The organism is Teredinibacter turnerae T7901 (assembly GCF_000023025.1).
In the GTDB taxonomy this organism is placed as follows: Bacteria; Pseudomonadota; Gammaproteobacteria; order Pseudomonadales; family Cellvibrionaceae; genus Teredinibacter; species Teredinibacter turnerae_B.
Map to the genome: position 1 here is coordinate 902,418 of NC_012997.1, position 13,080 is coordinate 915,497.

Here is a 13,080-nt window from a genome sequence, read left to right on the forward strand (position 1 = left end):
AGGCGCCTTTTTTTATGCTGCGGTAGAGGCAGTTGGTTTCCCTCACATTTTCCAGTTCATCTTTTTTGCGATAAACGCACTCAGGCGTTCTGCGTTGCGCTGGTGATGAAATACCCGTGGGTGCTGGCCGTAATCTTCGAACGGGAAGAATAACGTGACTATTCGGTTGTCTTGTTGTTCTGCCTTCAAGGACGCCACGGCTGACTCTATATAGCCTGGCCAAGACGATGTTTTGCGCGTTGCATCCATGCTGCCCAAAGTCGCAACGATTAACGCAGAGGGATATTTGTGGCGCACGCTGGAAAGAAAGGCTTTGTACGCATTGATGCGCTCGCTGTCTGATGGAACCGGGTTGAGGCGCTTCTCAACCAGCCAGCTGTCGTTTTGGAACAAGTTAATCACCACAACATCCGGCCGCCACAGACTAAAATCCCACGCCGTTTCGTTGTTGCCGACGGCATCAAGCTGGTCATAGAATTGCGGCATAATAAAGTCGAACCAGCTCACCATAATTCCGATCCCACTTTGTGATATGAGCCGATAATCCGCTTTGAGCTTTCTGCCTGTAATCGCGGCATAACTCATAAAGCTATTTTTTTCCGCCAGCTCGGCGTCGCCGCTATACAGTGCTGCTTCATTACCCATTCCGCTGGTTATAGAGTCACCATAAAATTCGATTTTTCGATGGGGTAGCTTGGGAGGCGCGAAAAGTTTGCCCTTGTCAGCCACATTAAATCCTACAAATAACGTCCGGCCTTCTTCACCTTCGGTGCGCTTGCTCACTGTGACCCGGTGTTTTCCAGCTGACAAATAGCGGCTGATCCAATAGGTTTTGCGCCCCTGCTCGCAGGCGATCACAATCGGTGTGTGCCAGTCCTCATCGATAAACACGTTAAAGTAGTTTTTACCGTACTGATCGTCGAGGGTGATCCCCAACTCGCCACCGTTTATTACCGTATCAATTTGCGTCCCAGGCCAGGAAACCCCGGCTTGTCCAGGTTTGGACAGGTCCACGCGACCCATGTATCGGATATGTGGGTTATCCGCGGTAATCAACTTCTCTGCCAAGCCATGTGAGGGGCTGAATCCGACTAGTAGGCAAAGGAGGAGGAAAGGTTGGGATATATACTTTAAAACCATATTGTCGGGTTACCTGTGGAAGTGACTCAGTGCTTGCTCGGTAAGTTGCTCGATACTGTGTTCAATGTGTAAAGGAATTATATCTGGTTCGCTAATCGGTGGTTCGAGCGCGTCAAATTGACTATCCAAAAGCGACTCGGGCATAAAGTGGCCGCTCCGTGCAATCATGCGCTCTGCAATAAGCGCTTTTGTACCGGTAAGATGAAAAAACACCTTTTGGCCCTGGCTTTGACGCAGGAGCTCGCGATGACTTTTGCGCAAACCGGAAAACGCGAGGGTAAGGCTGCGGCCTGCGGTTATTTCGGTGTTGAGCCGCTGCCGCAGAATGTCTACCCACGGCAGACGCATGGCGTCTGTCAATGGCTTCCCGCTGGCCATGTGCGCTTTGTTGGTGGCCGGGTGAAAATCATCGGCGTCGAGAAACGCTATGCCAAGCCGTTTTGCTAGATGCTGGGCCAGGGTGGTTTTACCGCTACCCGATACTCCCATCACAATAATGGCTGTTGGCTCAGCAAGTGAATAATTGCAGGTGTTCAAACCGTCTCCGGTACATTGTCTGGTTGAGTGGTAGCGCTAACATTATTCTTGTGTTAAGGTTTTTCGCGCTAAGGCTCCCAAGAGGGTTGAAGGAGTTTAATAATAAAAAAACGAGAAAACCAGCGCTTATACCTCATAATATCCCCATGTCTAAACGTATTACTTTAGCTGATGTTGCCGAGTTGGCTGGTGTTAGCGCTATCACGGTGTCCCGTGTAATCAATAATCCTGTCAAGGTATCGGCGGGTGTGCGCGAACGAGTGGATCACGCCATCGACCGCTTGGGTTACATCCCGAATCGCTCGGCGAGCGCGCTCGCGTCGGCCCGTTCGGGAATTATCGGGGTGATTATCCCCTCGCTGTCGAATAGTGTTTTTACCGAAGTGTTGCGCGGCATTTACGATCAGACCGGGCCAGCGGGTTTCCAGGTGTTACTGGCCGACAGCCACTATTCGCCTTTGGAAGAGGAAAAACTGGTGCGGACGCTTCTTGGTCAAGCGCCGGAAGGGTTGATTATCACCGGTGGCGACCAGACTGAAGCTACGCGCAAACTGTTGCGAAATGCCGCGATTCCAGTGGCGCAGATTATGGAATCAGTGGAAGACCCTATTCATATGAATGTGGGGTTTTCGCATCGCGCGGCCGCATTCGACATGGTTAAACAGTTGACTCAGCGTGGATTTCAGCGGCTAGGTTTTATGGGCGCTCGCATGGATACCCGCGCGCAACAGCGATTGCAGGGGTATCGTCAGGCCATGAATCAATCGGGTTTGAGTGACGATGGCTTGATTGTGACTACACCCAGGCCATCGAGTTTGGCCATGGGGGCGGAGTTGTTTCGCAGTCTTATGGCCCAGTCACAGGGGTGTTGTGAAGCTATTTTTTGCGTAAATGATGACCTGGCGCTTGGTGCCCTGTTCGAATGCCAGCGCATGCACTTGGCGGTACCAGAAAAAATGGCGATTTGCGGATTTAACGATATGGAAGCGGCGGCGCGGGTTAATCCTCCGCTGAGCAGTGTTTATGTTCCCCGCTACGATATGGGCGTGCAGGCGACGCAGATGGTGCTCGCCGCGATTGCTGGAGAAGTGCCAGCGGAAACCAAAGTCAACTGCGGCTATCAGTTGAGAATGCGCGAATCTACGCAGCGGCAGCATTAATTACACATAAAAATAAATAACGATAAATGGGCATGTGCCGGGGGAAGGGCAGTGGCAAATAGTAACAACGCAGAGCAAAGAACCGCAAAATTACCACTGCAGGAGAAGCTGGGCTATGGTCTTGGCGACTTCGGTTTTAACTTGTACTGGACGACCATTGCGTCTTTTTTGGCGGCGTTTTATACCGATGTCTTTGGTATCAGCGCGGCGGCGGCCGGCACTATGATGTTGACCACAAAAATAATTGATGCCTGCACAGACCCGGTAATGGGCGCCGTGGCTGATCGCACCCGTACCCGCTTTGGTAAATTTCGACCCTACCTGTTATTCGCTGGGTTACCGATGGCAGGTGCGGCAGTACTAACCTTCAGCACGCCGGATCTCACTGGCAGCGCTAAATTGATCTATGCCTACGTGACTTACACCTTAATGATGATGATGTACACGGTGTTAAGCACGCCCTATTCATCCTTGTCTGGTGTGATGACGGCAAACAGTCAAGAACGCACATCGCTTATCAGTATTCGGTTTATTTTTGCGTTCAGTTGCGGCTTTGTGGTGAATTTTTTCACTATGGATTTGGTGAACAGCCTGGGCGGCGGTGACGATGCGCGCGGCTGGCAGCTAACCATGGCTCTCTACGGGATAGCAGCGGCAATTATATTTGCGGTGACGTTTGCGACAACCAAAGAGCGCATTGCTCCGCCATCTCACCAGAAGACCAATCCCTTCGAAGATATCCGAGACTTACTGGGTAACCGCCCATGGATCATTTTATTCGCGCTGTCGATGATCATCATGATGACCATCACCATGCGCGCAGGCTCGGCTTATTACTATTTCACTTATTTTCTCGAGCGTCCAGATTTGCTGGGTGCATTTTTAGGTGTGCAAATGATTGCCTATGCGGTAGGTGCTGCAGGTGCACCATTGATGACACGCATGCTGGATAAAACCCGTTTGTTGATGGTATTGATGGCCGTGGTTGGTACGCTCTCTGTGTTGTTCACCTTTGTGCCCAAGCCGGATTTTAATGGCGTGCGCAGCTTATCTGCTGGCCAGACTTATTCGCTTGATGCTGGGGACCTGCTTGTATTACCCGAACAAACGTCGTTCGAATATCAGTGGCAGGAGCACCAAAAAAGCTGGTGGATATTTACTCGTCAGGTACCCATTAACGGTGAAGCCGCAGCGACACTTTCGTTAACGCCCGCCGACGATATGGTAGTGAGTGTAGTCGTGAGTTTTCGCCAGGCAGGCAAGTTGATACAGCACAATTCCGGTGACTTGCCCGGGGAAATTGTGGTGATGTTTATTCTGTGTGCGTTAATCAGTCTTGCGCTGGGGCCCAAGTCACCGCTTACCTGGTCTATGTACGCCGATTCCGCGGATTACAACGAGTGGAAAACCGGTCGCCGGGCAACGGCCATGACATTCTCTGCCGCGACCTTTGCACAAAAACTCGGTGGCGCCATGGGGTCTGCCGGTATGCTGTGGGTACTTGCTGCATTTGGCTACGCGGCAAAAGCCGCACAATCCGACGCATCGCAGTTTGGCATTGTGTTGCTGCAAACTGCCGTGCCTGGTGTGTTTGCTTTAATAGCTGTGGTGGTTACGCGTTTTTACACGCTTACCGGTGACCAGCTCGAAACTATTCAGCAGGATCTTAAAGCCCGCGAGCAAGCAAGTTCCTCCAATTAGATTTCCTTACCTCTAATGACTGCGCCCGAAAGGGCGTTTTTTTTACGAGAACGATTTTATGTTAAAGCGCGTTCAAAACGGCGAGCGATATGAACTGCATAGCCCGACGGCGATGCCCCAGTGCGCGGGTTTTCTGTGGAATAAAAAAATGATGATTCAGGTTACCTGCCGCGGCTATGCGATTGCACAGCACATGCAGCCGGAACCTGCCAAGTACAGCTATCAGCCCATCGTTGAAGGCAAAATATTTATGCTGCCGGAGCAGCCGATGTTCGCGCACACGCCGGGAAGATTCTTTTTTGTAAAAGATGAAGAGACCGGCGAATTTTTTTCCGCGCCCCATGAGCCAGTCCGCGCGAAGCCAGATACCTTTGTATTTTCCGTCGGCAAAAGCGATTTGCGTTGGCGGGTGGAAAAGCTCGGCATTCGCGTCGAGTTGCAGCTGACCATTCCCAAGCAGGATGTGGCCGAGCTGTGGCAGCTCAAAATTACCAACCTGAGTGGCCGTTCGCGAAAAATCAGTGTTTACCCCTACATGACACTTGGCTTTATGAGCTGGATGAATCAGTCTGCCCGCTACCGGGAAGACCTGGGTGGTATCGTCGGCAGTTGCGTTACGCCTTATCAAAAGCTTGATGACTACTTCAAAAATAAAAATCTGAAGGACAAGACGTTTTTCCTGCACGACCGTGCGCCAACGCACTGGGAAGCCTGCCGGGATATCTTCGAAGGGGAGGGTGGTGTCCAGCGCCCGAGTGGTGTTCAAGCCGATACCCTGGGTGACGGCGATGCGCTCTATGAAACGCCGGCGGGGATCTTTCAATACCGCCTTGCGATGCCTCCGCGCGCGGTGGAAGATTATCGGTTCATTCTCGGGCCGGCGCTGGACGATGCTGAAATTGCACAGCTTCGCGAGCAGTTTTTCACCGACCCCGGGTTTACCGCGCACGCAGAGGAATATGCGCACTATGTGGCTGAGGGCGAGGGCGTTTTGACCATCGCGACTGATGACGCGGATTTTGATAACTTTGTTAACCACTGGTTGCCGCGACAGGTGTTCTATCACGGTGACGTAAATCGGCTTTCCACAGATCCGCAAACGCGGAATTTCCTGCAAGACAGCATGGGCATGAGTTATGTGCGGCCGCAGGTTACCAAAGAGGCGTTTCTGTGGGCGTTGGCGCAACAGGAAGAAAATGGCTCTATGCCAGACGGCGTGCTGCTGCGCGAGGACGCAGAGCTGAAATATATCAATCAGATTCCTCACACAGACCACTGCGTGTGGCTGCCCGTGTGTTTGACAGCCTACCTCAACGAAACGGCTGACTACGATTTTCTGCAATTGCCGGTTAAAGACTGGAAAGGATCAAGCCAACTCAGTGTATTTGAGCGTATTAACGCCGCTATGCGCTGGCTTCTCAACGACCGCGATGCGCGCGGGCTGAACTACATTGCGCAGGGCGACTGGAACGACCCTATGAATATGGTTGGCTACAAGGGTAAAGGCGTATCCGGTTGGCTCAGTGTTGCAACGGCCTATGGGTTGCGGGTTTGGTCACAAGTGTGCGAGCACCTGGGGGAGCGCACGCTGGCTGAGGAGTTTGCCGCTGGTGCCACCGAGATCAATCAGGCCGTCAATAAATACTTGTGGGACGGTGACTGGTACGGCCGGGGAATCACCGACGACGACGTGGTCTTTGGTGTTGCTGGCGATGAAGAGGGGCGTATTTTTTTAAATCCGCAAAGCTGGGCACTGATGGCTGGAACCCCCACTGAAAGCCAACGGGGGAAAATGCTGGATGCAATAGACGCACAATTGGACACGCCTTATGGAGTGATGATGCTAGCGCCGGCCTACACCAAAATGCGTGAAGACGTGGGGCGGGTTACGCAGAAGCATCCGGGCGCGGCAGAAAATGGCTCAATTTATAATCACGCCGCGGCGTTTTACGCCTGGTCACTGTTTTGTGTTGGCGAAGCCGACCGCGGCTACGAGGTTATCCGTAAAATGATTGCTGGCCCGGATGAGGCTGATCTGCTGCAGCGCGGTCAAATGCCGGTGTTTATCCCCAACTACTACCGTGGCGCCTATTACCAGTTTCCGCGTACCGCAGGGCGGTCCAGCCAATTGTTTAATACGGGCACTGTTTCCTGGGTGTACCGCAGTCTGGTGGAAGGGTTGTTTGGTCTGGTCGGCTGCCCCGAGGGGTTGCGGATTCAGCCGCAACTGCCCAGCCACTGGCACAATGCACGGGTCACAAGGGCATTCCGTGGCGCTGAGCTAGAGGTTCATTTCTGTCGTGTTGCATCCGTTACCCGAATGGAAGTGAGTGTCGACGGTGTCTCCTTGCCCGAGCCCTTTATCTTGTCAGTACAGGAGGGCAGCCGCTACACAGTGGAGGTTCGGTTGCCGCGCTGCTAGCGGCGTCTCAGAGTGTTAATCAACTGTATGAGTGCGGTTGATTGACCCGGTAAAAACACCAATAATGGCCGCCCAGAACCTTAAAGGGTGCCGGTGTAATGCCGGATATAGTCGCTGTGAAAACACCGTTAAAGTCGCAATTGTCCCAGTCTTCCGGGTTAAATGAAATCCATCTGTTTGGCCTGCTGTTGCTGGCTGCACTGCTGTTGGGTTTCGATACTGTTTCACACCTTAAAGGTGGTATCGGTGACGAGGATGTGCACCGCTATCAAATCGGCTGGTTTATGCAGGGTCGATTTGAAATTTTTAAGTACGTTACCATGTTGCCGCTCTATCACCTGATAGTCGCGGCGCTGGCTAAAGTAACCGGCCTGGTGTCACTGAACGGTATTCGATTTTCTCATATGTTGTTTGCGGCGAGTGTTATCCCCGCCATGTATTTCACCGTTAAGCGGTTTTTCCCTGCTGAGGCCATTGCCAGGACGTTACTGCTGGTATTTATTCCGTTTTTTTTCCCGCTGTTTTTCCTCACCTATACCGATCTGCCCTCGTTAATGGTGGTATTGTTTATGGTGGAACGGTGCTGGCAGCGACACTATGGCGTGGCGGGCTTGCTCGCTTTGGCGGCGGTATTACTGCGTCAACCCAACATTATTTGGGTTGCATTCTGCTCATGCATGATTGCGCTTCAGGTTGCGCGCGAGATGCAATTGCGTTTAATTTTAACGAATGTGCTGAACCCGAAATTTTTACAGCAAGTGCTGTGGCGCAACCGGTTTATGGTTGTGGTTTACGTGTTGTTTGTCCTATTTGTTGCGGTCAATGGTGGCGTTGCCGTTGGCGACGCAGAGCAACACCCTATATCGTTTAATCTTTCCAATCTCTATTTCTTTCTGCTGGTCGCCTGGGCGGTATTTTTGCCGTTCAATGTCGAGCAGCTACCGCAGATAAAATTGCTGTTAGTACGCCATTGGTGGATAGCACTCGTGCTCGTAGCCGGCTTTTTTGTCTACTTCTACACCTATGGCCATCCCCACAAATACAACAGTGCAACGCTCGTGTTTTACGGTCACAATTGGTTCTTGCATTACACCAGCGACGTTACCCTGTGGCGAGTGCTCAGCTATATTCCTATCGCCTGGATGGGGTTGAGCTATGTGGTCGCGGTTCGCACCAGTGTGCACGGTGACCTTTTGCTATTGCTGGTTCCTTTTGCATTGTTGTCATTCGTTCCCCTACCGCTGATTGAGCAGCGTTATTACTTTGTGGCACTTGCTCTGATTATGCTTTGGCGGCCGCCCATGTCCAGGTTGAGTACGTTGATAAATTTAGCGGGGTTCCTTGTATTAAGCGCTTTTATTTTGTTTAACGTGTCTCGGCAAAGCTTTTTTCTATAACCGGTTATCACTATGTACGCGATCTACCTCGTTTTTACGCTCATTTTTATGTGGTTTTGTATCAGTGGTGGAACGCTATTGGCTGCGCGCTACTGCCCGTTCATTCCTTTGGCACGCAGTCTCGCTGTGGTGTTTTTCGTGCTGACACTGTTTTTTGTGGAGCATTTTATTGGTTTGGGCGAATTGCGCTGGCTGATGCCCGTACTGATGCTGGCTAGTGGGTGGATCTTCTGGCGCAATAAAGCAGCGGTATTCAGGCGAGAATTTATTGTTGCTGAATTGGTGTTTGCAGCCGCATTTATTTATGCGTTTGCCTGGCGTTTCGGATTTCCCTCGATTACGCCATCGTCAGAGCGTATGACTGACCTCTTTTTTATTACGAACTATATGGAAGGTGTGACGCTGCCGCCGCTGGATAATTGGCACCCGCCATATCGCTTCGACTATTACTATGCCTTCCAGCACTATGGCGCCGCCTTAATGGGCCGTATTTTCGGCTTTGGTCCGGGAGTCACTTACAACATCGCTTTCGCACTATTGGCGGGCCTGGCTCTCACGTTATTGGTCTTTATTGGTGAGCGTGCGCTGGCGAATTTTTCTGGACGTATTTGGCAAAAAAGGGCATTACTTGGATTGTTTGTCGCGACGGTTGCATTCGGTGGTACAGGGATATCTCCCCTGTTGAAAGTCGCCTATAACGGCCCGGCAAAGGACACCTATGTTAAACCGAATATGGATGCCGAAGCCCGGTCGCGGGCAGTGCGTCGCTATCATGCCCAGCTCGCAAATCACGCACGTGAACATATTATCGCGTCTGTACGATTTATTGGCAGTGAGCGCGACACAACCCTCAATCCGACGTCGAAAGATGTGAGTGCACTCGGGCCTTGGGTATTCCCGGAAACCGGCGGTGGCGTCGGTGGTAAAAAAATGGTGTTGCCATCGGAAAATTTTGGGTACCAATTTTTTCTGGGTGACTACCATCCCACGGTGGGTGGGTTTTTCCTTTTACTGCTTGCGTTGGCTTTGATTTTTTCAACGCTCTCGTTCGCAAATGGCACTCCTGCCAGAGTGGTGTCAGCAAGTAATGCAGATGCACGTAATATAGGTGAAGGTGAAGCGATAGATTCCCCGCGGTGGCAGAAAGCGGCTCAAGGACTGGCGACACTGTGCGTGCCCCTTATGTTGGTTACCAACACCTGGACCATGCCATTACTGGTAATACTAATTCTCGGCTGGATGATATTTCTCTGGAGTCAGAAACAGACTTTGTACTGGATTTGGCTGTTAGCCGGCGGCACCGTCGGTTGTTTTCTTCTTTATCCTTTCTTAACCACATTCCTTTCCAGCTCACTCCCCACACCAGTAAAGTTTGTGCAGACTTATGCGCACACACCATGGCCAAGGTTTCTTGCCTTGCACTGGCCTTTATTGATATTGATTGTGTTGGGCTGCTGGGAGGGGCGCCAGCGTCGTATCGCCTGGTATTTTAGCGCGCTCTGGCTGTTCCTTCTGGTACTTTCGGAAGTGATATACATAGACGATCCGACCGGTGCCCACTATGCGCGAACAAATACAGTGATGAAATGGTGGGGCTGGATGCAGGTCGGTGTATTCGCGTCACTGGGGGTATTACTGCTGGCCTCTTTGACTCGCTGGGTGCGTTGGTGTTGTGTGGCGGTTATGGTGCTACTGAGTGCAAGCGCCGGTTCCGACCTTTTTAATTATTATGTCTTTTCGGGCAAGTATTATGCTGGGCAGATACACGGTCACGGCTGGTATACCAATAACGCGACCAATCGCCAGATGTTTGAATACCTGGAAGCGGCGCCTGATGGCATCATCCTGGAAAATGTGCTGGACAATGCCTATTCCAATACCAGCATTTACGGTATTTTTAATGGCAAGCCGGTATTGCTGGGTTGGCCATCGCACTTGAGAACCTGGCACGGGGATGTGCCGCGCATATGGTTGTTGAAGGAAGAAATCGACAAATTTTATAAAGGCGAGTTGGAAGACAGCCTAGCCTGGTTGCAGAGTAATCAGGTTAGATATATCGTGTTCAGCCCGAAAGACGACGATAAAGCGTTCGAAAAAATTAACGAACGTGTTAAAGGCCAGTATGCCTGGCATGAATATGAACACTCGCGACGTCGGCATACGGGAATATGGGTGCGGCTGGACTGAAGGGGACGCCGTAACAGAGAATAATAAATCAGGATTTAGTATGAACGATGTTGCTGCGGGTACGAAAAAATTATCGCTTCTTGTACCTATGTATAACGAATCTAGTGTGATCCCCATTTTTTTCGAGACAGTATTTAACGTGCTCGAAAATATTGCTTACGATGTGGAATTTGTGTGTGTTAACGATGGGTCTCGCGATAATACTTTAGAATTACTCAAAGAGTATTCCGCAAAAGACTCGCGTATTAAAATTGTTTCCTTTTCACGTAACTTTGGAAAAGAACCGGCGATGACCGCAGCGCTGGATTTTGCAACGGGCGATGCGCTGATTCCGATTGATGCGGACCTGCAGGACCCGCCGGAGTTAATTCACGAGATGATCGCGAAATGGGAGGAAGGCTACGATGTGGTTTACGCCAAACGCTCATCGCGCGAAACCGATGGCGTGTTGAAGCGCAACACCGCGAGGTGGTTTTACAGTTTGTTCAACCGCATGAGTGATACGGATATACCCGCCAATGTTGGCGATTACCGCTTAATGGATCGGAAGGTTGTCGATGTTATTCGCCAGCTACCTGAGAAAGACCGTTTTATGAAAGGCCTTTTTTGCTGGCCGGGCTTTAAAGATACTACGGTAGAGTTCAAGCGTCCGCTACGTGCGGAAGGCGAAACCAAATTTAATATGTGGAAGCTATGGAACTTTGCCATCAGCGGCATCGCGTCCTTCAGCACTATGCCTATCCGCGTCGGAATTTATTTAGGTTTATTGATCTCTGCCGCCTCATTTATTTACGCATTGTTTATTGTGTCTAAAACGATTTTGTTCGGTGTGGATGTGCCGGGCTATGCGTCAATCATGGTAGTGGTTCTGTTTTTAGGCGGCATTCAAATGTTTTTTCTCGGTCTTATGGGTGAATACATTGGGCGTATCTACAAAGAGGTTAAGAATCGTCCGCTGTATGTGGTTGCTGAAACCGTTAATTTCGGCGCTTAGAGGCTGATGTGATTAACCTGCTGCGTCGACATCTCAACCGCGCATTAATTGTTCAATTGGCGATATTTGGTGTGGTGGGCGTTTCTGCCACACTTACCCATTATTTTGTTGCCTTGCTATCCCACGAGCGCGCGTTGGTACCGCTCTACTTTGCGAATATTCTTGGCTATTGTGCCGCTGTTGCTATCTCATTTTTCGGGCACGGCAAGCTGACGTTTCGCCGCGAATTGGATCTAGGTGTATTTCTGCGTTTTGTTGTGGTGTCAATTACCACGCTGGGGGTTAGTGAGCTGCTGCTGTTTATTATGGAAACCTGGCTAGTCTTGTCGCATCGTATTTCGTTGGCAGTTGTGGTGTGCACAATCCCGGTTATCACCTTTTTGCTGAGCAAGCTTTGGGTCTTCCGCAAACCTGCGGTACAGCCGTAATTATGGCGACTATTGTTTACGCCAGTGTTGATGGACATACGCGAAAAATCGCCGAGGCTATGGCCGGGCAGCTCCGCGATGCGGGCGAGCATGTGAGCCTGTTGCCGCTGGCCGATTTTGATATCGATGCTTTTTCACAGTCTGACTCACTGGTTTCCGGCCCACTGATTATCGGTGCAAGCATTCGCTACGGCGTTCACTGTCATAAGTTTGATAACTGGGTAATACAGCATCTTGAGCAGCTTCAGTCGCTGGGTGCGGCTTTTTTCTCAGTTAACCTAGTTGCGCGCAAAGCGCAGAAGTGTGCTCCGGATACTAACCCGTATACCCGTAAGTTTTTGCAGAAAACAGGCTGGAAACCTGCGCTCGCCGCAGTATTCGCAGGCCGTCTCAACTACCCGGTTTATGGTTTTTGGGACAAACTGATGATTCGCTTTATTATGTGGATGACAGGCGGGCCCACAGACCCTGCAACGGATATTGAATATACGGATTGGTCAGTGGTGGCGAAGTTTGCCCAAGCGTGTCTTACGCTCAACGCCAATACTTCGTCCATACGTTGATCACTTTGTGAGAGTAGGTGTAGCGGCCGTAACTGCCATTGTAGCGTGCCAGGGCGTCAGCCCAGTGGCCATTTTCTTTGTCGAGATAATATTTCAGAATGGTGCAACCGTATTTCAGGTTGGTTTCCAGCTTGATCAGATTGTCTGATTCTCTGCCGATTTCTTTTTTCCAAAATGGCATTACCTGCATCATACCTTGGGCGCCCACGCGCGAAACTGCGTAAGGGTCAAATGCACTTTCGATATGGATTACTGCCAGGACGAATTCTGGGGGCAGTCCAACCTGTTTAGCCGCCTTGTGTACTTCTTTTAGGATGCGTAGACGTTCTTGTGGGCTGTCGATAAAGCGGGCGAGCACGGTGGACTTTTGTACCAGCCAGACCTCGGCCTCATAGCGATCGGAAAAACTGGTTGCCTGACTGATCGTTGCCTTGAGTTTTTCGCGCAGCTCGTCATCGATTTCGCGAGCCGCAGAATGGACTGCTGCTGGCAGTGTGAGTGCCAGCCACAGAATTGCGCGAAACAGCGTTGCGCGGGACGATCCATTCATA

At 51.0% G+C, this 13,080-nt stretch carries 11 protein-coding genes; 8 read left to right on the plus strand and 3 right to left on the minus strand.

Annotated features, from left to right (window positions below; translation table 11 throughout):
• Positions 1–42: 42 nt before the first annotated feature.
• Positions 43–1,023: a GDSL-type esterase/lipase family protein gene (locus TERTU_RS03695; RefSeq protein ID WP_041590054.1), complete on the minus strand. Its 981-nt coding sequence runs from the start codon at positions 1,021–1,023 to the stop codon at positions 43–45.
• A 126-nt stretch (positions 1,024–1,149) separates the two neighbouring features.
• Complete coding sequence (locus TERTU_RS03700; RefSeq protein ID WP_015817420.1) at positions 1,150–1,677, minus strand: gluconokinase; 528 nt, start codon at positions 1,675–1,677, stop codon at positions 1,150–1,152.
• A gap of 146 nt (positions 1,678–1,823) precedes the next feature.
• On the opposite strand from TERTU_RS03700, the gene gntR reads away from it, so the two are divergent.
• From gntR to hemG, 8 genes are all read left to right on the plus strand, one after another.
• The gene (gene gntR, locus TERTU_RS03705) at positions 1,824–2,837 is read left to right on the plus strand and encodes an HTH-type transcriptional regulator GntR (RefSeq protein ID WP_041590055.1); all 1,014 of its coding nucleotides are present in this window, start codon (positions 1,824–1,826) and stop codon (positions 2,835–2,837) included.
• Between the two features lie 51 nt (positions 2,838–2,888).
• Complete coding sequence (locus TERTU_RS03710) at positions 2,889–4,538, plus strand: MFS transporter (protein WP_015820748.1); 1,650 nt, start codon at positions 2,889–2,891, stop codon at positions 4,536–4,538.
• Between the two features lie 58 nt (positions 4,539–4,596).
• A complete protein-coding gene (locus tag TERTU_RS03715; RefSeq protein WP_012779325.1) occupies positions 4,597–6,960 on the plus strand; it encodes a GH36-type glycosyl hydrolase domain-containing protein in 2,364 nt (787 codons plus the stop codon).
• 116 nt (positions 6,961–7,076) lie between these two features.
• Positions 7,077–8,357: a Dol-P-Glc:Glc(2)Man(9)GlcNAc(2)-PP-Dol alpha-1,2-glucosyltransferase gene (locus TERTU_RS03720; RefSeq protein ID WP_228378262.1), complete on the plus strand. Its 1,281-nt coding sequence runs from the start codon at positions 7,077–7,079 to the stop codon at positions 8,355–8,357.
• A 12-nt stretch (positions 8,358–8,369) separates the two neighbouring features.
• Positions 8,370–10,544: a DUF2298 domain-containing protein gene (locus TERTU_RS03725; RefSeq protein WP_015820060.1), complete on the plus strand. Its 2,175-nt coding sequence runs from the start codon at positions 8,370–8,372 to the stop codon at positions 10,542–10,544.
• A 40-nt stretch (positions 10,545–10,584) separates the two neighbouring features.
• Entirely contained in the window at positions 10,585–11,538 is a 954-nt protein-coding gene (locus TERTU_RS03730; protein ID WP_015817584.1) for a glycosyltransferase family 2 protein, read from the plus strand.
• An 8-nt stretch (positions 11,539–11,546) separates the two neighbouring features.
• Positions 11,547–11,966, plus strand: coding sequence for a GtrA family protein (locus TERTU_RS03735; RefSeq protein WP_015819377.1), 420 nt, complete (start codon positions 11,547–11,549; stop codon positions 11,964–11,966).
• A gap of 2 nt (positions 11,967–11,968) precedes the next feature.
• On the plus strand, positions 11,969–12,529 hold the full coding sequence (gene hemG, locus TERTU_RS03740) for a menaquinone-dependent protoporphyrinogen IX dehydrogenase (RefSeq protein WP_015818412.1): 561 nt from the start codon (positions 11,969–11,971) through the stop codon (positions 12,527–12,529).
• On the opposite strand, the gene TERTU_RS03745 is transcribed toward hemG, so the two are convergent.
• Positions 12,501–13,079 (minus strand): lytic transglycosylase domain-containing protein, encoded by a 579-nt coding sequence (locus TERTU_RS03745; protein WP_015820852.1) that lies wholly within the window; start codon positions 13,077–13,079, stop codon positions 12,501–12,503. The genes hemG and TERTU_RS03745 overlap by 29 nt on opposite strands.
• Position 13,080 lies beyond the last annotated feature (1 nt).